Origin of the sequence: Vreelandella janggokensis (assembly GCF_031451615.1) — a bacterium.
GTDB lineage: Bacteria > Pseudomonadota > Gammaproteobacteria > Pseudomonadales > Halomonadaceae > Vreelandella > Vreelandella janggokensis.
Map to the genome: position 1 here is coordinate 658,135 of NZ_JARWAJ010000001.1, position 22,208 is coordinate 680,342.

Below are 22,208 nucleotides of genomic sequence, written 5' to 3' on the forward strand. Positions count from 1 at the left end.
CATGGCAAGCAGCCGAGAAGCCGGTGTCGCTTACCCACGGCTACCGTTAACCGAAGGGTCGGATGATCTTGTTGCCTTTCAGCAGTGGCTCGGCGAGGCAATTCCCATGGTTGGCGCGCTGGGCATCATGCAGATGGATCGCCAGGGTGACACGCTTACCTGGCAACTGTCGTTAAAGCCCAGCCTGAATGATAAAGGCACCGGTTTTGGCGGAGCGCTGACAGCGCAAGCGACACTACTGGGTTGGTGCTGGGTAACGTTATGGCTGCGCGCGCAGGGCAGAGCGCAAGACGTGGTCGTCGCCGAATCGAGCCAGCGCTTCCATGCGCCGGTGGCCGCAGATTACCGCATGGTATGTAGTCCGCATGATTCCCAAGGCCCTGTAATGCTTGCCGACAAGCTTCAGCAACGCGGTAGAGGGCGCATTACGCTGGATCAAAAGCTCTATTGCGGTAACACGCTGTGCCTGGAGGCGACCGGCAGCTACGTGGTTCTTCCCGAGGCCTGATCTGAAAATGGCTTGCTATTTCGCAGCTTAGGCCATAAAATACGCGCCGTTCTGTTGGGAAAAGCATCGCTGGTCTCAAAAGAGCAAACAATGCGGAGGAGTGTCCGAGTGGTCGAAGGAGCACGCCTGGAAAGTGTGTAAGTCGAAAGGCTTCGAGGGTTCGAATCCCTCCTCCTCCGCCAAAAACATAGATTAAGCCGCTGATTTCAGCGGCTTTTTTGTTCCCTGCTTATAACTGACCCACACCTTGGCCCACACTTTCGTATTGGCTTCTACAGAATCACAGTGAACGCCTTTGGACGATTCTCCTTTTTAGACATCGCAAATTTATCGGCTCGTAGTGGATTGCTTCCACTTTCATTGAATGGATGAAGCTTTCCACGCAGGCGTTTTCCCAGCAGTTGCCTTTAAGGCTCATACTTTGACGCAACTGCTGCGTTCGCAGCCGATCCAGGTAGGCGCGTGAACAGTACTGGCTTCCATGGTCACTGTGACAGATCACCCCGATGCGGAAATTGCGTCGCCACAGCGCCATTTCCAGCGCATAGCAGACCAGGTAGGTCTGCCGTCATCCTGTTATTCATGGACCAGCCGACGACAGAGCGCGAATACAGGTCAATGATGACGGCTAGATACAGCCAACCTTCAGAGCTCATCAGGTACGTGATGTCACCGGCCCACTTCTGGTTCGGGGCGGTTGCCACAAAGTTCTGCTCCAATAAGTTGGGCGACACAGGCAAGCTATGGTCGCTGTCTGTGGTGACGACGAACTTGCGGGCAGCCTTTGGCACCTACGACTGGCGCCGCATACTGGCACCTATCGTTTTGACATCATATGGGTGACCATCGGTCACCAGTGTAGCCTGAATGCGTCGAGCCCCATTGAGCTGCTTGCTCTGGCCGAATGCCTCTTTCACGCGACGAGCATCATGCCATGAGATATGACATTGAGTTTGTAGCTGGGTCGTTCGGGTTGCTCGCGTGCATTGCGTCGCTTCAACAGCAAAGAGTTGCTGATCACCGACAGCGAGCTGGTGGTCATGTCGATAACACCAATTATCGGGTGCAACAGGCTGATGGCGGCGCGTTCGTTGGTGCCGGCGATCATCATCACGACGTGGAGGCCCGAGGTCATGCATGACGCGAATGGCTGCTACCAACTCCTGCTTGATGGTATCAGCCACGGCCACCTGACACAGAGCCTTACCACCGACGGCGATGGTTACCACGTTGCCCCTTTTTTCTAGTCCCTACTACAGTACCGATTAACGAAAGACTGCGTTTTAATGACAACTCCAAGGCTCTTTCTTGGCGTTGTCTTTAACGTTCTGGTCGACGAAGCGGTAATACTCTTCCTTGAAGCAGTTCCATCGGTCAGCGCTGACCTCGATCCCATGGCGTATAAGGATCTTTTCGACATCATCAATGCATAGCCGCAGCGCATCGTAAGCGAGACAGATATGCCTGTGTTTTTCGTCGTAGACTACCTTATCCATCCCGTAAAGCTGATCGATATCCGCTATTGCGTCGTCGATGCGCTCACGCTCATGGCGTTGGATTTTTAAATTCCGAGTCACTAATGTGTTTTCGGAAACGCCTAAGCGATGCTCTTGATGTTTCGGTTTCATAATGATCCCCCGCATGATTTAAAGGGTGTTTCACTCCTTATTTGCTTTATCGCCGTGCCCACCGTGATGTCGATGCATAAAAAAATGCATCAATGGACAGGCTGCCAAAAAAAGTAAAGGTAAGGCCTGAAAGAGGTGAAAGCGGTGATCTGTTCCCATCAAGTAACCCACCAAAATGACAAACCCGGCAAGCGGTATCCACATCATCAGCAGACGGCTAGTTTTTTGACTCATAGGCACTCCTATAGCACTTCAGGGGGTAAAGAGGTAACGGTTGTTTGTCGATGGTTATATGCCCTCGTTACCCCAAAAATAGCCCGTTAATCTGAATTTAAACTGAAATTACACGCCGTAGTTATCTGAAGTCGCCTAGTTTTTTATAACATATCAACCTGAAACAGATTTCAAAACGGTCGACAAAAATTGACTTGTGACAATATTGAGGTATCGGGTTTGGTTTCTCTTTGACCTGCGGGCTACCTATAGGTTGTAGGCTTATAACGGAAGTTAACTCTGTCTTCTTCCATTTTTATTGGAGTAAGGCGACTTCTCGACCCGCAACACGATGAGAGGAAATTGATATGGCTAAGTATAAGAAGATCGTTGCCATTGCGTTGGCTGCAAGCCTTGGTGCCACAAGCAGCGCCACCTTCGCTCAAGGCATGAACCAAGGCGCCCAAGGTCAGGGCGGTATGATGGGCGGCCAAAGCGGCATGGGTCCTGGCATGATGATGGGAGGCCAAGGTGGCATGATGCCTTGCCCCATGATGGGTGGTATGGGTCCGATGTCCGGCATACTCGACGACGAACAAATGAGCTCGATGCGCGAGATGCGCCAGGAACATCGCTCTACTCAATTGGAGCGGATGGGCGAAATGATGAACCTGAGTGATGACATGATGATAATCATGCAGGCCGAGCGGCCTGATCCGGAGGAAGTAAAAGCGCTGCACGGTCAAATGGCTAACCTACATGGCGACATGATGGCCGATAAAGTGAGCATGCATAATCAGATGCAGGACCTGTTGACCGACGAGCAGCGACAACAGATGAAGGGAAACATGCCAAGCCACCATGGCCAGCAATAAGCCTTGGTGAGTACCACTTTGTGAATTAGGAGTGATGCCATGTGCCGATGGAAGCTGTGATGGCACTGTTTGACCAAAAACCGGATATCGACGGTACTGGTTTAGCCGGTATTGCGATTGATACACCGTGTACACCAAGGCCGCAAGACGAGCCTTACTAGGTATTCGCGTTTACGGATCAGGGACATAAACCCTCTATAATGCTATCAGTGGGTCGGGCTATTCTCCCAGGCACGGCGCATAGCTTGCGGGTGCTCTACTATTTTTCGACTCTCGGTGGTCATCGACTTAGGTGCGGGACATGCTTGGTTGATTAATCAGGAGGTCAGATGATGACTCTTTTGGAGCAATACAGCTTACTGCTGGCACTGGCGATTGGCGTCGTAGGCAGCGTTTTCTGTCTGTATTCGCTTGCCCGCGCGATAGGCCTGACACGTCAGGAGCCGGGCAAGGATGTGCCGGCGAGTTCCGGAGCTCTGTCGCGGGATCCGGTATGGGGGCGCTATCACGCCCGCTACTACGGATATGGGTTGCTGTTTCTAGCCTTTGATATGGAGATGGCGTTCATGTACCCGTGGGCAGTGGTTTACAAGGAAGTAGGGCTGGTTGCCTTGCTTGATATGGGCGTGTTTCTGGCGATTCTCTTTCTTGGCCTGCTTTACGGATGGAGCCAGGGGGCTTTCAGGCGGCAATGAGTTTTGATTCAGCAATAAACATAACGGGCGCACGACAGAAACGGCCCTCAGTGCTGCAGAAGCTGGTTTCTCGGGCCCTGGCGCGTAATCTGGGCTGTCTGATCGTTCCCGGGCCTGAGATTGCCCTGGCGCATGGTCTGGACGTGACCGCGGCAGGCATGCGAACCAGTACTACGCCTCGCGATGCAAGCGTGCTCATGATTGTTGGAGAGCTGTCGGAGAAAATGGGCGACGCCGTGGCCGTGCTCTACGCGCAGATGCCCCGGCCGCGTGCCATTCTCATCGTAGGCGGGCAGACACCGTCAACTTTACCTGGTGCCGATATTTCTGCAGGTCTCTCGCAAAAGGGACTGACCGAAGCCGTAGTTCGACTACAACGTGCATTCGCTGACGGTGCCTTTGTAGCCTCGCCGGAGGCGTTCGACGCCGATGTCCTGCACGCCAAGATTGAGTATGTCTGCCCCATGCATCCAGAAATTGTCGAGGATGAGCCGGGTAGCTGCCCCAAATGCGGCATGGACCTGGTAGCCCGAGAGGCAGGGGAGTCCACGCCCGACCACGATCATGAACACCAGCATGATCACGAACACCAGCACCATGGCCACAAGCATGACCATGAGCACGAGCACGAGCATTGCCATGATCAAGATCATAAGGGCCACCATGAACATCATCATGGCCATGATCACGAGCACAGTAACGAGCACCAACAGGAACACGCGCACGAAAATGCAGCGGCCGAATATACCTGCCCAATGCACCTGGAAATCGTTCGGGACGAGCCTGGAAGCTGCCCCAAGTGCGGTATGGATCTGGTAGCCCGTGAGGACGCGGAAGATGAGGGCGCCTCAGAAGAGGGCTCCGGGCACAGCCACAATCATCAACATAGCGAATCTGGCCACCACTCAGAACATGAACATTCAGGCCATGATCATGGAGAACACGATCATGGTGGGCATAAGCATGGAGGGCACGATCACGGCGCCTCGGGATTCATGTCCATGATTGAAGTCACCAAAGATCTGCCACGCAGCGCCGATGGCCTGCAGATGGATTGGCTTGAGGTGCCGTTCGGCCCAGTCTTTCCGGGCTTACCAGGCGGACTGAAATTGACGTTGACCCTTGATGGTGACGGGGTGACCGAAGGGCAGGCGACCTCCCTGGCGGGTATGACCATCGAAGTTGAAGAGGGTGAAGAAAGCGAAGAGATAGATGTCGAGACCTTCATCGACCATCTGGCCACGGCAATGCCGCTGGCGCCGGTGAGCTATCGTCTGCTGGCCTGTCTTGCGATCGAGCAAGCGGCTGGACTGAATGACGATCAGGCGACCACTCAGGCCCGGAACGGCGGACTTGAGCGTGAGCGCATCGCCAGTCATCTTGGTTGGCTGGCGCAACTGGGGCGCCAGCTCGGATTCGCTTGGCTGACGCAGCGGGCTTCGACTCTGCAACTGCAAGTCAGAGAGGCTAACCGGTACAGGCTTGCTGAGCTGGAACCAGCGTTGCGTACATTAGGAACCCGTCTTGGACGGACGCCTTTGCTCAAATCGCGGCTGAAGGATATCGGCGAACTCTCTTCAGAATTTTCTGATCTGCGCGGCCCCGTAGCACGTGCTGCCAGCGAAGGCGGAGACGCCTGGGCTCGCCTGTGGCAACGTCTGGCCGAAATAACCGCCAGTCTCGACCTTATAAAGGCGAGCAGCGAACCGGCGCTGCCATCCCTGCGCGACATTGGCGATTTATCAGGAACCGGTGAGGTAACCGTTGATACGCCCCGCGGCGAAGCCCGGTTAAGTCTGAAACTGGAGCATGGAAAGGTGAAATCCTACAAGCTGGACACCCCCTGCAGTCACCATATCGACCTGGTCCCGAAGCTTGTTGAGGGCCAGGAGTTGGGCGATGCGCTGCTGGCAGTCGGCTCACTGGATCTTTCGCCCTGGGAGGTGATCTCGTGACCGTCGCTAGCGTTCTTCTCGCATTGCTTGGCAGCGCTTGGCTGCTGTCCGTGATCGAGGGCTGGATGACCACTGGCCGCCTGAGTCCGGCGGCGCCACTTTTTAGCGGGCTGGCGCACCTCGGTCGTGAATCCATTCTCCCGCGCTCGCCAGACCGGGTGTTTTTCGAGGCAGCGCCGGTGCTTCTCCTGGTTGTGGGGGTACTTGGTATGGCGGTCCTGCCGCTGGCACCGGACCTGATCATTGCGGACCTTGGCACTGGTGCGCTGTTCATCAACGCGGCCCTGGCCTATGTGCTGGTTGCGGTGATCATGGCGGGCTGGGGACCGGACGGCGCCTACGCGATGATCGGTGGCTGGCGCTTTCTGGGCCAGCTTATTGCCTATTCCATGCTTATTGTCATGCCGATCACGGCCGTGGCCATGCGCGCCGAATCCATGTTGAATACCGCGATCGTTGGCTCCCAGGCGGGGCTGTGGAACATCGTCTACCAGCCCCTGGGCTTCGTGCTGTTTTTCATTGCGGCCATGGCACTGGCGTTCCGGGCCCCGTTTGATCTGCCAACCGCAGAGGGAGAGCTTGGCGGGGGCGTGGACGCCGAATACACCGGGGTGCGCCTGGCAGTGCTTCGCCTGGCTCGACTGACCCTGGTGGTTACCCTGGCTTCCGCAACCACGGTCTTCTACCTCGGCGGCTGGCAGGGGCCGCTACTGCCACCTTGGGCCTGGAGTCTGGTGAAGACCCTGGCCGTGGCCGTGTCGATGTTGCTGGTCGGTCACTATCTGCCACGCATTCGCGAGGCGGATCTGATGCGGTGGTGCTGGATTCTAGGCATCCCCCTTGCACTGGTGAATATCATTGTCGTCGGCTTACTGATTCTGGTGGTTCTCTAATGTACGCACAGGCTTTTTTCGTTGCCGTTTTCGGGTTGGCTGCCATCGGCTTTGGCGTGGTGGTGTTTCGCACATCGTCCATGGTCCGTTCTGCGCTGGCTCTGTTGTTTTCGCAGACCGCCGTCGGCTGCATGTTTCTGGCGATGCAGACCGAATTTCTGGGCGTACTGCAAATCATGATGATGGCCACGGAGATGAGTATCATGGCCATCTTCATGGTGATGTTCATGATGGATCCAGGTGGGCTTGGCGGTATGGACATGAGTCACCAGAAGCGTTTCTCTATCGTTGCTGGGGTGAGTGCGGCCGTTGTTGCTATCGCCGTTGCGCTGCTGTCCGACTGGGGCCCCGCAGCAAAGCAGGTGGTGGATGCGGAAGCGCAGACACGGGCGTTGGGCATGGAGCTGCTCGGGCGCTCGATGATGATCTTTGAAACCGCTGGTATCACCATCCTGACCGCAATGATTGCGGCCACCGCGGTGGCGATTCCGGTGCAGAACCTGGCGAGTAAAAGAGCCAAGGAGGCATCGGAATGACCGCAGTTCTGATAGTAGCGCTTGTGACCGGCGCCATCCTGTTCGGTATCGGCGTCTATGGCGCACTGTCCCAGACCAATCTGGTGATGATCATGATGGGCGTGGAGCTGATGCTGGCGGGGGCCATGGTGAATCTGGTGGCTTTCTGGCGCTTTTTACATCCCGAAGCCTATTCCGGCCAGATGTTCGTGCTGGTGGTGATGACGGTTATGGCACTGGAGATGGCGGTCGGATTTGGCGTCGCCATTGCGCGCTTCCGGGTTAAGGGCTCGGTTGAGATGGAAGAAGCGGAGGACCTGAAAGGATGAATGCAGTGCTCCTGCCAATACTACCGCCGCTGATCGCCGCCCTGGCTGTGTTGTTACTGCGCCGTGGGAGCGCTGTGTTGGCCCTGGCTGGTGCGACGCTCAACCTGGCAGGCAGTCTCTGGCTGATAGCCCGGGTGGTTGACGTTCAGACCGAAACCCTACTTCTGCCTGGGCTGCCGGACATGCCACTGCGCCTGGTCGCCGGGCCGATGACCTCGCTATTGACCATGGCAGTGGCCACGGTGGCTACATTCGTTCTGATTTATGCCGTCGGTTATATGAAGCGGGAGTCCGGCCAAGCGCGCTTCTATGCCGTGATGTCGCTGTTCCTGGCGGCCATGCAGGCACTGGTGCTGGCGGGCGACTGGATTCTGCTGCTGGCGAGCTGGGAACTGATCGGTCTGTGCAGCTACCTGCTGATCGGCTTCTGGTTCCAACGCCCCGAAGCCGCGAACGCAGCCACACGCGCTTTCCTATATACCCGCAGCGCGGATCTCGGGCTTTACGTTGCGATATTCATACTCATAGGGTCAGCAGGTACCAGTGAGATTGCCGCTTCCCTGGAAGCTGACGCTGGAGCGCCCACCATTGCCGGGCTTCTGTTGCTGCTGGCCGCCATGGGCAAGTCGGCCCAGGTTCCCCTGCAGGACTGGCTTATGCGCGCCATGGCGGGCCCGACACCGGTCTCGGCGTTGCTGCACTCGGCCACACTGGTGGCGGCGGGCGCCATTCTGCTGATCCGCTCGGCGCCACTGCTGACGCCTGAGGCACTGTTCGCTGTCGGTCTTGTCGGTGGTATCACCACGGTGGCTGCCGGGGTGATTGCGCTGGCTGAACGTGATCTCAAACGTGTGCTGGCGGCTTCGACGGCCAGCCAATACGGCCTGATGCTCATCGCAGTGGGCGCGGGGGTTCCACTGGCCGCGCTGTTGCATCTGCTCGCCCATGCCGCTATTAAAAGCACCCTGTTTCTTGCCGCCGGTGACTTTCAACATGCTCGCGAGGGTACCGGTTTCGATCAGTTGAAGGGCGTTGGCCGCGCTAGGCCCTGGTCCTTTGGCGGCTTTGCACTGGCAGCGATGGCACTGGCGGGCATCCCACCACTGAGTGGGTTCTTCTCCAAGGATGCGGTGATCGCCGCCGCTCTGTCTGCGCCGGGCGCCGTCTTGCTCGGCGCTCTGGCCCTGGTCGGCACTCTGCTGACCGGCGCCTACATGGCCCGGGCTCTACGGGTGCTATGGCAGGGCTCGGGCGATACCCGGCCGGTCGAAGGTACTGGCTGGATGCGCGCTGGCATCTGGGGCCTGGCGATCCCTGCCGCTGTCCTGGGTCTGGCCTTTGGTCCCCTCGAAAAAATGCTTGATCTGGCGGCTCCGGAAACTGCGGGCATCGTCGTCATAGTGCTTGGGCTGGTCGCCGCGTTGGGTGGGCTGGCCTTGGGTTGGTTGGTGCCGGCCCAACGCCTGCTTGGCCCTGCCCATCAATGGGCAGAGTCGGGGCTGGTGGTGGCAGGCGGGCTTACTGCCTGGGTAGGTCGGCCCGCGATGGCGGTTGCCGGGGGATGTAACCGTCTGGAAAACCATCTGTACGCGGCCGCACTTGGCATTGGCGATGCTGCTCTCAGCATCGCCCGTGGGGGCGAGCGCCTGGAAAAGCGCCTGTATCAGGACGTACTTGGCGTCGGCCGAGCAAATCTGGCGGTGGGTCGCTGGGTTCGGGGCGGTGATGAGCGCGGAATCGACGGTCTGATCTTCGCGCTGGTGGCCGCTGTGCAGGCCCTGGGCGCCCGGGCAAGATCCCTGCAAAGCGGCATGATCCACCACAGTCTGGCGATCAGCGCGGTAGCCACCGCTGTGCTTTTTGTTGTCATCCTGTTTTCAGCTTCACTGAGTTTCTAAAGGAACCCTGTACTCATGTTACCACTCGTATCCCTGACCCTCTTTCTGCCTCTCGTCGGCGCCGTGCTGATTCTGTGTCTGCCGAAACCGACGGCGCGCACGGTGCATGGCATCGCGATCGTCAGTGCCGCCCTGACACTGGTTGGCGCTCTGGCCATGTGGCTGCAGGGGGTAAGTGGTGACGGCTTTTCCCAGGTCGAAGAGCTGGAGTGGATGCCGGTCATCGGCGCCGCCTACCGGGTCGGGGTGGATGGCATCAGCCTGCCGCTGGTGCTGCTGAGTGCCGTGCTTTTCCTGGTTTCTCTCATCTATGCGTCGTCGCTTCGCGATCGCCCGCGTGCCTATGTGGCTCTGATCCTGCTTCTTGAGACCACGGCAATCGGCACCTTTACCGCCCTGGACGGCATTCTTTTCTATGTCTTCTTCGAAGTTTCCCTGGTGTCGATGTACTTCATGATTGCCGGCTGGGGGCACGAGGACAGGCAGCGTGCCGCGCTGATGTTCTTTATCTACACCCTGCTGGGCAGCTTGCCATTATTGCTCGCGATTCTGGGGCTTTACCTCGGCAGCCCTGATCCTACCTTCGATATGCGGGCCTGGATTGCCAATCCTCCCCTGGAGGGAGCGGTGGCCATGTGGGCACTGATTGCCATGCTGATTACCTTTGCGGTCAAGATTCCTGCGATACCTTTGCATACCTGGTTACCTGCGGCCCACGTTCAGGCACCGACAGTCGGCAGTGTCATCCTGGCGGGCATCATGCTGAAGTTCGGTACTTACGGGCTGGTGCGCTTCGCCCTGCAAATGACCCCTGATGCTTTCCGCGAGGCCGGAATCGTTGTTCTATTCTTCGGCGTAGTTAGCGCGATTTACGGTGCCTTTGCCGCCCTGGCACAGACCGATCTCAAGCGCCTGGTGGCCTATACCTCAGTCAACCACATGGGCTACGTCATTGTCGGCGTCGCTGCGGCCGCGTTGACGCTGGATCCAGCGATCCGCGCCACCGCTCTGGATGGCGCCGTGCTGCAGATGTTCAGTCACGGCCTGGTCACCGGTGCCTTGTTCCTGCTGGTGGGCATTATTCAGGAGCGCACCCATACCCGCGAAATGGGGGAGTTTGGCGGCCTGCTCAAAACGGTACCGTTACTTGGCTGGTTCTTTGTGCTGGCGGCCTTCGCGTCGCTGGGTCTTCCGGGCTTGGCGCACTTCCCGGCCGAGTTCCAGATATTCCTCGCGACTCTCGGCACTGCTCCCATTGCGGTTATCGTGATTTTGGGCATTGCCATTATCGCCGGAACCTTTCTCAAGGCTCTGCGTGAAATATTTCTGGGTGAGCCCCGGGATCGCTGGAATAGAATGCCGGACCTGAGCCCACGCGAAATTCTCGCGGTGGCGCCCTTGCTGGTGCTCACCGTTGCCACTGGCGTGGCGCCATCCTGGGTGCTGGACGTCATTCACCGCACCACATCAGCACTGGTGCTGTAATGGGTCATGATCTCGCACTATTAATTCCGGAAATTGCCGTTCTGTTGACGGCTGTCGGTGCGCTGATCGCGGAGATGCTGCGCCGGCCACGAATTTCACTGGTCGTTGCCGTCATTGGACTGGTCGTCGCCACGGGGCTGACCCTGCGACTACTCGGCACAGACACCACGATATTTGGCGGCAGCTTCCGTATCGATACATTAAGTATCTGGGCCAAGCTCATTCTGCTGCCAACTACAGTGCTTTCGATGCTGCTGGCGAGAGTTGATGTCCGGGGTAGCGCCCGCGAGGGTACGGTCTACAGCCTGCTGATTTTTTCCACCCTGGGTGCCCTGGTGCTGGCGGGAGCAGGGGACACCATGTTCCTGGTGCTGGGCACACTGCTGACCGGCCTGGCGACTTTTGCCCTGGTTGCCTACCCGGACACCGACCCGGCGACCGAAGCCGCCATGAAATTCTTCGTGTTCGCTTCGGTCACCACATCGATCATGATTTTCGGCCTGAGCTACTGGTTCGGTGCCTCTGGCTCTACGCTACTCGTCGATCTGCCGGGCATGGATACGATGCCGCTGGCTGTGATTCTTGGGTTCGTGGCTGTGGTTGTGGGTCTGGGCTATAAGGCATCACTGGTTCCGTTCCACTTCTGGGCACCCGACGCCTATGAAGGTGCACCCCTGTCAATTGCCGCCTATCTGTCGGTAGTGCCCAAAATTGGTGCCCTGTTTGCGCTGGCGCAGGTGGTTCGTGAGCTGCCCCTGGAAACTGGCTGGACGGTAGTCATGGCGGGCCTGGCCGTGCTGAGCATGACCTATGGCTATCTTGCGGCGCTGGTGCAGGACAACGTTATCCGGCTGCTGGCCTATTCATCGATTGCCCAGTCCGGCTATTTCCTTCTGGGCATCCTGGCGGTGGGCTCCAGTGAGCTTGCCTTACCATCAATCATACTGTTCGCTGCCGCGTATGTGGCCATGAACCTGGGCGCATTCTCAGTTACTGCCACCACCGGGCGCACTCTGAGTGATTTTGACGGGTTGGGGCGCACGCGACCGCTGATGGGAATCGCAATGGTGATTTTCCTGTTGTCGCTGGTCGGCATTCCGCCACTGGCCGGCTTCGTCGGTAAGTTTATGCTTTTTGCTGCAGCCATCGATGTCCAGTTTACCTGGCTGGCTGTGGTGGCAATCATTAACAGCGTGCTGTCTCTCGCGGTATATCTCCGCGTCATCGTGCCGATGTACCGGGCTGGGGAGTCGACGTCCGCGGCAACGGACCCATGGCACGGAATCGCAGTGATAACGGCGCTTGCGGCTACGCTTATCATCGGCTTCGCTGCTCAGTTTTTCCTGGTCAGGGCATTTGCTTAGTGGCGCAGGGCTACGTGCGGACGTATCTTATCTTTCCAATAAACTATGAATATCGGGAGATAACAGCGTCGTGTAGGATCAATCGCGCTATCGCAAATACCGATCTTGAGGCCGTGGACAAAAGACAGCGTCAGGCGCTAACCGATCACGGTTCGGGATGCTGACGGAAATTGACATCTAGGTCACCATGCAGAAAAAGCTGGATAAGAAAACAGTAAACGCGTGCTTTTGATCACATTTGTCCATCTGGATTACCGATATAGCATGCCAATATGTCATTGCAGCCGATGGATTTTTTGATTGGTGAGCTTTCCTGTATGTGGCCTAGGAATAAATGGATGACTGAAGCCAATTGGAGCAAGTGGTCGCATTCTTCGTTGCTCTATATGGAATTTGCTTCTGAAATTATACCAGCCTTCGCTAAAAGACCGCTTTTGGCCGGACAACGACGGCCCGAAATAGGCCGTCGTTGATCCTCATCAAACTTCTGTCTGTTCAGCCATTTCCAACGCGTCATTTACCTCTATCCCTAGATACCTGACAGTGCTTTCCAGCTTCGTGTGACCCAGGAGCAGCTGCACTGCCCTTAAGTTTTTCGTGCGACGGTATATCAGCGACGCTTTGGTGCGGCGCATCGTGTGCGTGCCATAGATTGACGCATCTAAACCTATTTCGGTGACCCAGACTTTCACGATACGGGCATATTAGCGCGTGGAGAGATGCTTTGCGCTATTGATTCGGCTAGGGAGCAAGAAGTCTTCGTTTCTGAGTTGAGCAAGCTGTATCCAGTCCATAATAGCGATACGGGTTTGCTCGGTTATTTCGAACTGGACAGGTCGATGCGTTTTTTGCTGCATCACGATGGCTCGTGGGGATATGCGTGCACCATGGGCTATATCGCGTACTCATAAATTGACGAGGTCGCAGCCCCTTAATTTGCTATCGATGGCTAAATTGAAGAGGGCAAGGTCTCTCGTCTTTTTCGCAAGTTGTAGCCGAACACGGATGGCCCAGATATCTCTGAGGCGTAGAGGTGTCTTCTGCCCAACCAACTTGCCTTTATTCCCAGGAGTAAAGGGGGGTTGAGTCGAAACGTTCATGGCAAGGTCCTCCATCGGGTGGAGATCGAAGAATGGAACATTTCACCTAAGCTTGTGCTGTGATGGCCAGTGTGCATGGTGGTCATCAATAACAAAAACGTGTCTATGCGAGCCTCGAGAATGATGGTGGGAATGGCGATGAGGTTCCGGCCCCTCCCACCCTTCATGATCGTGTTTATGGTGTTCATCGTGATAGTGAAGATGGCTATGACCTATAGGCGAGTGCTCATGCGCAATCTCTCTTGGGTCACGACGAGGCCAAGCAAGCATCGCAAGCCCTGTCGCGGTTAAAGCCAATGTCCCGAGCAAAACGAACGTTTCCGTCAGTCCCAGGTTCACCCCCAGCCAGCCAGCCAACGGATAAGTGAGCAGCCAACAGCTGTGTGACAACGAAAACTGGGCAGCAAACAGCGCAGGACGATCCTCCGGCTGGCATGAGCGCTTAAGCAAGCGACCGGTGGGCGTCATGACCAATGAGGCCCCTGCGCCCAGCAGTAACCATAGCCCGACAAGCCCCGCAAACGATGGTCCCAGCCAGCCCAGGTAGAGACTGAGTGCCATCATAACGCCACCTAGCAGCATGACTGGTCTTTCTGTCACTCGGTCCAGTATCTTGGGTAGCAGTAAGGCCACCAGCATGGAGCCCCCGCCTGCGGCAGAAAAGGCCAAAGCTACTTCTTTCTCGCCAAGTCCCAACATAGAGCGCACAAGCACGACCGTATTGACGATCTGCATCGCTCCGGCGGCTGAGACCGCCAAGTTCAATGCCAACAGCCCCCTCAGACGAGGTGTTTTTAGATAAATCCGTAAGCCGTGAGAAACGCGACGCCAAACGCCGGGAATTTCTTCTAGTGGTTGTGACTCAGGCAACATCACAGATATAGCCAAGGAAGCTGAGATCACGAACGCCAGGGCGTTGAGTACAAACAGGACATCAAAACTCATCACCATCAGCAATGCGGCTGCCACCATCGGGCTAAGCAGATTCTCTAAATCGTAGGCAAGACGTGACAGGGATGATGCTCGCGTGTACTGATCTTCGTCTTCTAGGATGTCCGGTATTGTCGCCTGGAAAACGGGCGTGAAGGTTGCAGAGCAAGCATTGAGTAGAAAGATTAGCAAATAGATTTGCCATACTTCTGTAACTAAAGGCAGTGCGCAAACCACGGCTGCACGCAGCAAGTCGAGGCTAACCAACAACATGCGTCGTGGCAGGCGTGAGGCGTAAGCACCCACCAGTGGCGCAATGCCCACGTAGGCGACCATCTTAATTGCCAGCGCTGTGCCTAATACGACACCCGCCTGCCCTCCAGCAAGATCATGAGCCAGTAACGCTAGGGCAACGGTGCTCAGACCGGTGCCAATCAGTGCAATGACCTGAGCGAAAAAGAGATGGCGATAGACGCGATGGGCGAGTACACCGATCATAGATCGCTCCTCAATGAGAGGGCTTAGATGCATTCACAGGTAGCGGGCGATGGCCTTAAAATCCCTGACGTGCTCACGCTGAGTCGCCGTTAAGGGACCTATCGCCTCCTCCATGCAGTGGTCGATATGGTCTTGCACCAAGGTTTTTTTGGCCTGTTGAATGGCCTTTTCGACGGCGTGCAGCTGCTGAGCAATGTCCAGGCAGGCGCGGCTGTCCTCTATCATCTGAGTCACGCTTTGCAGATGTCCGCGTGCGCGGTTCAGGCGCTTGATGATATCTGGGTGCGTCTGGTGCGTCTGGTGCGTCGTTTGGTGGTTAGACGTTGTCATATTTTCCTCTTATTTGTTCCCATCCCCCTGGAGGGGATGTTAGGCTATTCGCCGTGTGATTGCCAGCAGTAGCGGTTCAATGGCTGAGAATGCACGCCGGTTACCGATTAAATGTGGGTAGTTTTTATGCTCCTTTACGTACAACACCGCCTTGGTTGCCTAATATTACTGCTGTTGGTCATGCAGGGGCTGGTTGTGTCTGGCGTGGGAGAAGCCCTGGTCCACGGGCCGGAAACCGCTGCTGACACAGGCCATTCGCATGGTGCTGTTAGTCACCAACCCAGCAGCCACCATGCAGAGGGGCGCGAGCAGGCAGCAGAATACAGCCCGCTGCATGTAGATGGCGGCAGTCACTTTCACGAATCGGCTGATCGACTGGCGATGTGCGTATTCCCCCCTATCGTGACCGCCCATTCCGTTTGAACGTGACCGTCTGTTCTGGATGATGGTGACCGCGCATTCCGTTTTATCGTGACCGATTTTGGGCAGTTTTCCGGAATCGCCGGTCACGTTGCCGGAATCATCGGTCACGTTCCCCCGGAATCACATCCAACACGCTGGAATTCTTCAACTTTATTCGGCATACCCTTCTTTTTCATCACGAGGAAGTGCGGATGCCGGCTGCGAGGATTTCCATGCAACAGATCATCGAGGTCTTGCGCCTCAAGCACGAAGTAGGCCTGAGCCACGACCGCATTGCCCGCGCCTGTGGTCTCTCCAAAGGCGTGGTCGGCAAGTACGTCAGCCAGGCCCAGGCGAAGGGCATCACTTGGCCGTTGCCCGAGGATGCTGATGAGGCCTGGCTGGAAGTACGGCTGTTCCCCGTCAAGGCACCGCCCTCACGCTTTGCCGAGCCGGATTACTTCCAGGTCCACCAGGAACTCAAGACCAAGGGCGTTACCTTGCAACTGCTCTGGGCCGAGTACACGGAACGCCACGGCGACAAGGCCTACCGCTACAGCCAATTCTGCCACCACTACCGGCTCTGGCGGGGGCGGCAACGGCGCAGCATGCGCCAGGTTCACCGGGCCGGCGAGAAGGTCTTTATCGATTACTGCGGACCGACCGTGCCGGTGGTGGACCGGAGCACCGGAGAGATGCGTCAGGCCCAGGTCTTTGTCGCCGTGCTTGGCGCCTCCAGCTACACCTTCGCCGAGGCCACCAGGAGCCAGAGCCTGCCGGACTGGATCGCCTCCCACCAACGGATGCTGACGTTCTTCGGCGGGGTGCCGGCACTGCTGGTTCCGGACAACCTCAAGGCAGCGGTCACCAAGGCGGACCGTTACACCCCGAAGATCAACGAGACCTACGCTGAACTGGCTGCTCACTATCAGACGGCGGTGCTGCCCGCGCGTCCCTACAAGCCCAAGGACAAGGCAAAGGCTGAAGCCGCCGTGCTGTTGGTCGAGCGCTGGATCCTGGCCCGGTTACGGCACCAGACGTTCTTCTCTCTGGCCGAGTTGAACGCCGCCATCGCCGCGTTGTTACCAGCGCTGAACCAGCGCCCGTTCCAAGGACGGACAGAGAGTCGTCAAAGCCTGTTCGATGCCCTCGACCGACCGGCACTACGACCACTCCCCGCCACGCCCTACACCTACGCCGAGTGGCGTAAGGCACGGCCGGGTATCGACTATCACATCGAGATCGAGAAGCGGCTATACAGCGTGCCCCACGCCCTGGTGGGGGTGAAGCTGGACGTTCGGGTGACCGACACCTCCGTGGAGGTCATGCACAAAGGGCAGCGAGTGGCGCTACACCCTCGTCATGGTAAGGGCCGCTTCGTCACCCTGACTGAACACATGCCCAAATCGCACCAGGCCCATCAGAACTGGTCACCGGGACGGTTCCTGAACTGGGCCAATGACATCGGCCCCGGCACGCTGGGCGTGGTGCAGAAGCAGCTCAAGGATCGGCCTCATCCGGAACATGGTTACCGCGCCTGCCTGGGCCTTCTGAACCTTAGTCGGCGCTACAGTCGTGATCGCCTTGAGCAGGCCTGTGCCCGAGCGCTGGCCATCCACTCCGCCAGTTACCAGAGCATCACCTCGATTCTGAAGCAGGGGCTGGATCAGTTACCGCTGCCGGTGGCCGAGGAGCCACCGGAACTGACCGAGCTGCCGGTTCACACCAACGTTCGCGGCCCCCACTACTACCACTGATCCCGGAGAAACGTATGCTAACGCACAACACCCTCGATACCTTACGCCACCTCAAGCTGACGGGCATGGGCGATGCCCTGGAACAACAACGCGCTCAACCGGAAACGCATGACCTGGCGTTCGAGGAACGCCTGGCCCTGTTAGTGGATCGGGAGGTGCTGCACCGGGAAAACCGGCGGCTGGACCGGCTGCTCAAGGCCGCCCGCCTGCGCGTGCCGGCGTGCATCGAAGACATCGATTACCGCCATCCCCGGGGACTGGAACGCTCGCGTATGGCGGCCCTGGCGAGCAGCGATTGGATCCGCCAGTCCCTGAACCTGTGCATCACCGGGCCTACCGGTTGCGGCAAGACCTGGCTGGCCTGTGCCCTGGGCAATCAGGCCTGCCGGCAAGGCCTCTCGGTGCGCTACCTGCGAGTGCCGCGCCTGTTCGAGCAGGTGCGCATCGCGCACGGTGATGGTAGCTACGGTCGGCTGATGAACCAGTTGCTGAAGACCAACCTGCTGATCCTGGATGACTGGGGCATGCAGAAGATCACGGCGCAGCAGCGGCAGGACCTGATGGAAGTAATCGAAGACCGACACGGGCGGGGCTCCACCCTCATCGCCAGCCAGTTACCCACGGAGCACTGGCATGACTACATCGGCTCCGCCACGCTGGCAGACGCCATCATGGATCGGCTCCTGCACGGCGCTCACCGACTCAATCTGAAAGGGGAATCACTGAGAAAAACCAACGCACAAAAAACGGAATCGGTTGACCCATCGTGACCGCTCAGCGTACAAAACTCTCTCCAGCGTGAAGGCCGTGTGCAAATCGGTCACGATCACCGGAATGACCGGTCACGTTCGCCGGAATACGCACTGATCAGGCAGAGCCCTTGGAGGTCATATGGCCGGTCGCCCAAAAGGGGGACGTAGCTCTTTTCAAAAACGACAGCCTACTAGGCACGTTGCGGTTGCCCGTGCTTAGTGCCCGCTTAACGTCTCGCTTTGGGAATCGGCGACATCCTGTGTATGGAGGGATGCGCCCTCATAATGGAATTGACTTGGCTGCACCAACGGGAACACCAGTCATTGCCACCGCACCTGGGCGGGTATCCTTTATAGGGCGCCAAGGGGGATACGGGCAGGTGATCGAGGTGGAACACGAAACAGGGGCAATGAGTCGCTACACACACCTTAGCCGATTCTCCCCGCAGCTAATGGTTGGGGATTTAGTCAACGCGGGAGAGTCGCTCGGAGAGGTAGGTGCCTCTGGTGTCGCCACGGGCCCCAACCTGCATTACGAAGTGAGGATTAATAACCAGCCTGTTGATCCCCTTGGTCAAGGTGAACGCATCATGCTGGGTGAACAGCCGACTCAGAGTGAATATCAAGCATCACTTTACGAGGCAAGAGATCGCTTGGAACATGCTATCGGCACGGCGTCCATTTATGACTTGATCTCGTTTAAAGACCCATAACGAGCCATATCGACCCGTGCTTAACAGCTTTGCATGGATCATTAGCATCGTGAACTTGTGTTTGCCTCGTTATGGAACCCGGGTCGTGTAATCACTCATCTATCACAACACAGGTAATCGGTATGGAAGAGGTTTCTCTCGTCACCATGGTAAGCGTACGGCAATCCCATCTTGATCCAAGCGCTACTGCCGTAATGGCCCAGCAACTGGGGATTACCTTCCGATAGCGAACGTCATTAACTCAGGAATCCTCCTGAATAAGAGCAACGAGATCATGTCTGATCTCTTCAGCCTTAAGACCAGGTCGAATTAATAAGCGGGCGCTGCCGTCACGATCAAACACATAGATCGCGCTGCTGTGTGACACCGCATAATTTCCGTCGGGGCCAGGTTCGTCATAACCAAAGGTTGTCCGATAGCGTTTGGCCAGCTCGCGAAGCTGAGGTTCGGTTCCGGTGAGCCCCACAATGTTGTCGCCGAAAAAATCTACGTAGTTTGCCAGGCGCTCAGGTGTGTCACGTTGCGGATCGACACTCACGAACAGAGTTAGCACCTCATCTTGAAGTTCAGGGGCCAGGCTGCTGGTTACCTGATTGAGTTTTTGCAGGGCGGTCGGGCAAACATCGGGGCACGAGGTGAACCCAAAAAACAGCATGCGCACGCGGCCGTCGTAATCACTGCCAGACACCGGCTCGCCCTGACTGTTCATCAAATCGAATTCCAGCTCGGGCATCAGGCCGCTGATGTTTTTCCCATGCCAGTCCTCATCGTTACCAAAGCAACCAGTAAGAAGCATCGACATGACCAACACTGAAATGGACGGTAAGGCCTTGGTGCGTTGCCGCCAGAAACGAGCGCTCATGATGCCTTTCCCTCAAGATTTCTGGAATGATTCGTGTATTTCCCGTCCTGGTGCATGGCACGACGGAGGATAAGCAGAATCCCGATAATGCTCATCATAGCCGGGGGAATGTAGGTCAAAAGGCCGCCGAGGAATTGGTCAACCTCGGGGTCCAGAGGCCAGGCGCGGCCACACACCTCGTAAACGTCGTAGACCATGTCTCGCGAGAACACGATCCACGCTCCCAGTATCATCTGAAGTACACCGGCCACAGCCAGGATCAACATGCGTTTGCCATATCCCAGCGATGAGGTGATCGCCGGCGGTCTTGGATCAAAGATCAACCACCAGAACAGCAGGCCATCCAGCAACATGCTCCAGTTCATGACCCAATACAGATCCCGGCTGAGCATGGCGTCAAAATGGATTGATGGCCACAGCCAGAAATAGATAAGCCCGACAAACAGGAAAAGGGCGATAAAAGGCTGTTGCAGAACGTTATAGACCCAGCCCAGAGGACTCAATGTATGCCTCCAGCCCGGGCTGATTTTTGCGAACCAGAACCGCATCACCGGTAAAGGGTTGGACAGGGCGATCAGGATCGGACCGATATGATGAAGAATCAGGTGCTGACCCCGATGGACGAAGAACATGTATTGTGCGTAGTAATCGAAGCGGGTCTGCATCACCGCATAACAGATCAGTACCCCCAGGGTGAACGCAAAGATCCGCAGTGAGCCTGGCCGGTCCTGTTTCGGCATCCGAATTAGCCCGACGCCATAGAATCCCATCACGAGCATGTAGCTGAGTATGGTCAGCGGCGAGAAATCGTAGGGTAAAAGGTAGTCAAGCAGTGACATAGCGTTGCCGGTTGTTTTGTTGTTATTTCAGTGACTCTACCTTGGATGTCACCAGGTCGTACAGTTCCTGAGGCCCCAGGCGGCTCAAGGTGTCTCCGTTAACGTAGAATGTTGGGGTTCCGGAAATTCCAACCGCCTTAACGTCCGCAGCATCCTGTTGAATAATGCCGTCAATCTCGGGTGAGTTCATACCGGCCCGAGCGGCTTCGACATCAAGTCCGGCTGACTCCGCCGCATCCCATGCTGCGGCGACCTTTGGATCATCGTGCCATTTCGGTTGTGCTTCCATAACAGCGTCCAGTACCGGCTCATAGACCCCCTGTTCACGGGCGGTTTCCAGGATTCTGACGGCCTCTTCCGAGCCTTTATGAAACAGCACGTAGCGTAATACGAGGCGCACTTTGTCCGGGTAAGCCGCCATAATCTGTTTTACATAGGGGTACATGGCGCGACAGCCTTCGCAGGATGGGTCGAAGAACTCGACAATGGTCACCGGCGCATCCTCAGGGCCGATAACGGGAGAGTAATCTCTTACAAGGGGCGTTTTTTCAACAACGGCGGTTGATCAGTGCCCTGAGAGCGGTCGTAAAATACAAAAGCGGCAGCAAAGGCAACCAGACAAAAAAGAACGAGAGTTATGACCAGGTTTCGGGTAAGCACGCAGGATCTTCCTATTTTAGATGAATTTAACGAGTGGCAGATTTTCAGATATTTGGTAGCAGCCGGTCGGGCACCCACCTCAGATAAAACATCATTCCAAACAGTTCCACCAAAGACTGCACGACAATCACCACGACGGCCGCAGCCCAAGCCTCTGGCAGTGACAGTGCCAAAGGTAACACGACGAAGGAGTTACGCGTTCCAAGGCTGAAGATGACGGTGCGTCCGGTTGCTACCGGTAATCGATAGACCCGCCGTAGAACTTTTCCGACCAGGGCCGCCGCAAGCAGATAAGCCGGGAACACTATCATCAAGGGCCAGATGAGAGCGCCGGTACTGTCGATCTGACTGACCTGTGTCATTGAGATGATGAACAGCACGACAGTCAGCAGGGGGGCCGGCATCAGACCCATCGAGCGAATCAATCCGGTCGCTTTTTCGGACTTTTCGGCCCATTTTTCAGTCCGAAATGCCAGGATAAGCGGGACAATAATCAGCCCGGCAAAAGCTGGCAGAAGGTGTCGCCCAATCTCCAGATTTACATCGAACTGATTGCCCAGGAAAAACCAGAGGTAAAGTGGCAGAAGCGCCAACTGAGCAATTAACAGAACCGGCGTTGCCGCAATGGCTCGGGTGCTGTCCCCCTTGCCAAGATGGGTGAAGGTGACAAACCAGTCGGTACAGGGCATCAGCAATACCAGAAGCACCCCCAGCTTCAGCGCGTCATTGTCTGGCAGTGCCAATACCAGCAAAGCGGTAATCGCCGGCATAATCAGAAAATTGCCGGTCAGCAGGGCCCCCATGAACCGACGATCCCGGAACACATCAGACAGGTGAGTCAACGGTGTTTGAGTAAACGTGGCGTAGAGCAGAACCCCGAGTAAGGCCCAGATCACGCCATCCGGCACTCTGTCGCCGAGGGAAGAAGTCCAGCCCACAACCAGGCCGAGAACAACAGCGATGAGGTAGGCCCAGACCTGGTGGCGTTCGATCATTTCCCGCATGGA

General features: G+C 56.9%; 24 protein-coding genes, 1 tRNA gene and 1 pseudogene. 14 read left to right on the plus strand and 12 right to left on the minus strand.

Annotated elements, in window-relative coordinates:
• The first annotated feature begins 1 nt into the window (after position 1).
• On the plus strand, positions 2–508 hold the full coding sequence (locus QC816_RS03045; RefSeq protein ID WP_309780906.1) for a YiiD C-terminal domain-containing protein: 507 nt from the start codon (positions 2–4) through the stop codon (positions 506–508).
• A gap of 94 nt (positions 509–602) precedes the next feature.
• Positions 603–690: transfer RNA gene (locus QC816_RS03050), tRNA-Ser, on the plus strand.
• Positions 691–827: 137 nt separating this feature from the next.
• Here the strand turns inward: QC816_RS03050 and QC816_RS03055 are convergent.
• The 4 genes and pseudogenes from QC816_RS03055 to QC816_RS03070 form a co-directional block, all read right to left on the minus strand.
• Positions 828–1,428: pseudogene (locus tag QC816_RS03055) on the minus strand (IS3 family transposase); the annotation flags it as partial.
• Positions 1,422–1,643, minus strand: a complete 222-nt coding sequence (locus QC816_RS03060; RefSeq protein ID WP_309781432.1) for a hypothetical protein — start codon at positions 1,641–1,643, stop codon at positions 1,422–1,424. The gene QC816_RS03060 and the pseudogene QC816_RS03055, both read right to left, overlap by 7 nt.
• Positions 1,644–1,791: 148 nt before the next feature.
• Positions 1,792–2,136, minus strand: coding sequence for a cation transporter (locus QC816_RS03065; protein ID WP_309780907.1), 345 nt, complete (start codon positions 2,134–2,136; stop codon positions 1,792–1,794).
• 30 nt (positions 2,137–2,166) lie between these two features.
• Positions 2,167–2,370 carry a DUF2933 domain-containing protein gene (locus tag QC816_RS03070; RefSeq protein ID WP_309780908.1) on the minus strand — a complete coding sequence of 68 codons (204 nt, stop codon included), beginning with the start codon at positions 2,368–2,370 and terminating at the stop codon, positions 2,167–2,169.
• Positions 2,371–2,717: 347 nt separating this feature from the next.
• On the opposite strand from QC816_RS03070, the gene QC816_RS03075 reads away from it, so the two are divergent.
• From QC816_RS03075 to QC816_RS03115, 9 genes are all read left to right on the plus strand, one after another.
• Entirely contained in the window at positions 2,718–3,224 is a 507-nt protein-coding gene (locus QC816_RS03075) for a Spy/CpxP family protein refolding chaperone (protein ID WP_309780909.1), read from the plus strand.
• A gap of 329 nt (positions 3,225–3,553) precedes the next feature.
• Positions 3,554–3,919, plus strand: a complete 366-nt coding sequence (locus QC816_RS03080) for an NADH-quinone oxidoreductase subunit A (protein ID WP_253024462.1) — start codon at positions 3,554–3,556, stop codon at positions 3,917–3,919.
• 50 nt (positions 3,920–3,969) lie between these two features.
• Positions 3,970–5,874, plus strand: a complete 1,905-nt coding sequence (locus QC816_RS03085; RefSeq protein WP_309780910.1) for a heavy metal-binding domain-containing protein — start codon at positions 3,970–3,972, stop codon at positions 5,872–5,874.
• Positions 5,871–6,767 (plus strand): complex I subunit 1/NuoH family protein, encoded by an 897-nt coding sequence (locus QC816_RS03090; RefSeq protein WP_309780911.1) that lies wholly within the window; start codon positions 5,871–5,873, stop codon positions 6,765–6,767. The genes QC816_RS03085 and QC816_RS03090 overlap by 4 nt, the downstream gene beginning before the upstream one ends.
• A complete protein-coding gene (locus QC816_RS03095; protein ID WP_309780912.1) occupies positions 6,767–7,303 on the plus strand; it encodes an NADH-quinone oxidoreductase subunit J family protein in 537 nt (178 codons plus the stop codon). The genes QC816_RS03090 and QC816_RS03095 overlap by 1 nt, the downstream gene beginning before the upstream one ends.
• A complete protein-coding gene (gene nuoK, locus QC816_RS03100; protein ID WP_092825689.1) occupies positions 7,300–7,611 on the plus strand; it encodes an NADH-quinone oxidoreductase subunit NuoK in 312 nt (103 codons plus the stop codon). The genes QC816_RS03095 and nuoK overlap by 4 nt, the downstream gene beginning before the upstream one ends.
• Positions 7,608–9,509 carry an NADH-quinone oxidoreductase subunit 5 family protein gene (locus tag QC816_RS03105; RefSeq protein WP_309780913.1) on the plus strand — a complete coding sequence of 634 codons (1,902 nt, stop codon included), beginning with the start codon at positions 7,608–7,610 and terminating at the stop codon, positions 9,507–9,509. The genes nuoK and QC816_RS03105 overlap by 4 nt, the downstream gene beginning before the upstream one ends.
• Positions 9,510–9,524: 15 nt before the next feature.
• Entirely contained in the window at positions 9,525–10,994 is a 1,470-nt protein-coding gene (locus QC816_RS03110; protein ID WP_309780914.1) for a complex I subunit 4 family protein, read from the plus strand.
• On the plus strand, positions 10,994–12,358 hold the full coding sequence (locus QC816_RS03115; RefSeq protein ID WP_092825683.1) for an NADH-quinone oxidoreductase subunit N: 1,365 nt from the start codon (positions 10,994–10,996) through the stop codon (positions 12,356–12,358). Before QC816_RS03110 ends, QC816_RS03115 begins: the two co-directional genes overlap by 1 nt.
• Before the next feature lie 479 nt (positions 12,359–12,837).
• Here QC816_RS03115 and QC816_RS18320 read toward each other — a convergent pair whose 3' ends face one another.
• The 4 genes from QC816_RS18320 to QC816_RS03135 all read right to left on the minus strand — a co-directional run bounded on the left by QC816_RS18320 (position 12,838) and on the right by QC816_RS03135 (position 15,747).
• A complete protein-coding gene (locus QC816_RS18320) occupies positions 12,838–13,050 on the minus strand; it encodes a tyrosine-type recombinase/integrase (protein WP_442786520.1) in 213 nt (70 codons plus the stop codon).
• A gap of 450 nt (positions 13,051–13,500) precedes the next feature.
• Positions 13,501–14,886 (minus strand): MFS transporter, encoded by a 1,386-nt coding sequence (locus QC816_RS03125; RefSeq protein WP_199283599.1) that lies wholly within the window; start codon positions 14,884–14,886, stop codon positions 13,501–13,503.
• A gap of 33 nt (positions 14,887–14,919) precedes the next feature.
• Entirely contained in the window at positions 14,920–15,216 is a 297-nt protein-coding gene (locus QC816_RS03130; protein WP_092825681.1) for a metal-sensing transcriptional repressor, read from the minus strand.
• Between the two features lie 165 nt (positions 15,217–15,381).
• Positions 15,382–15,747 (minus strand): hypothetical protein, encoded by a 366-nt coding sequence (locus QC816_RS03135; protein WP_309780915.1) that lies wholly within the window; start codon positions 15,745–15,747, stop codon positions 15,382–15,384.
• A gap of 83 nt (positions 15,748–15,830) precedes the next feature.
• On the opposite strand from QC816_RS03135, the gene istA reads away from it, so the two are divergent.
• The 3 genes from istA to QC816_RS03150 all read left to right on the plus strand — a co-directional run bounded on the left by istA (position 15,831) and on the right by QC816_RS03150 (position 18,840).
• On the plus strand, positions 15,831–17,375 hold the full coding sequence (istA, locus tag QC816_RS03140; protein ID WP_309780916.1) for an IS21 family transposase: 1,545 nt from the start codon (positions 15,831–15,833) through the stop codon (positions 17,373–17,375).
• A 14-nt stretch (positions 17,376–17,389) separates the two neighbouring features.
• Positions 17,390–18,145, plus strand: a complete 756-nt coding sequence (gene istB / locus QC816_RS03145; RefSeq protein ID WP_022522218.1) for an IS21-like element helper ATPase IstB — start codon at positions 17,390–17,392, stop codon at positions 18,143–18,145.
• 254 nt (positions 18,146–18,399) lie between these two features.
• Entirely contained in the window at positions 18,400–18,840 is a 441-nt protein-coding gene (locus tag QC816_RS03150; RefSeq protein WP_309766687.1) for a M23 family metallopeptidase, read from the plus strand.
• A 241-nt stretch (positions 18,841–19,081) separates the two neighbouring features.
• On the opposite strand, the gene QC816_RS03155 is transcribed toward QC816_RS03150, so the two are convergent.
• The 4 genes from QC816_RS03155 to QC816_RS03170 form a co-directional block, all read right to left on the minus strand.
• Positions 19,082–19,702 (minus strand): SCO family protein, encoded by a 621-nt coding sequence (locus QC816_RS03155; RefSeq protein ID WP_309766689.1) that lies wholly within the window; start codon positions 19,700–19,702, stop codon positions 19,082–19,084.
• Positions 19,699–20,541: a cytochrome c oxidase assembly protein gene (locus QC816_RS03160; protein WP_309766691.1), complete on the minus strand. Its 843-nt coding sequence runs from the start codon at positions 20,539–20,541 to the stop codon at positions 19,699–19,701. The genes QC816_RS03155 and QC816_RS03160 overlap by 4 nt, the downstream gene beginning before the upstream one ends.
• Before the next feature lie 22 nt (positions 20,542–20,563).
• On the minus strand, positions 20,564–21,055 hold the full coding sequence (locus QC816_RS03165; RefSeq protein WP_479694311.1) for a DsbA family protein: 492 nt from the start codon (positions 21,053–21,055) through the stop codon (positions 20,564–20,566).
• Positions 21,056–21,245: 190 nt separating this feature from the next.
• Positions 21,246–22,205: an arsenic resistance protein gene (locus QC816_RS03170; protein WP_309766694.1), complete on the minus strand. Its 960-nt coding sequence runs from the start codon at positions 22,203–22,205 to the stop codon at positions 21,246–21,248.
• Between the last annotated feature and the right edge of the window lie 3 nt (positions 22,206–22,208).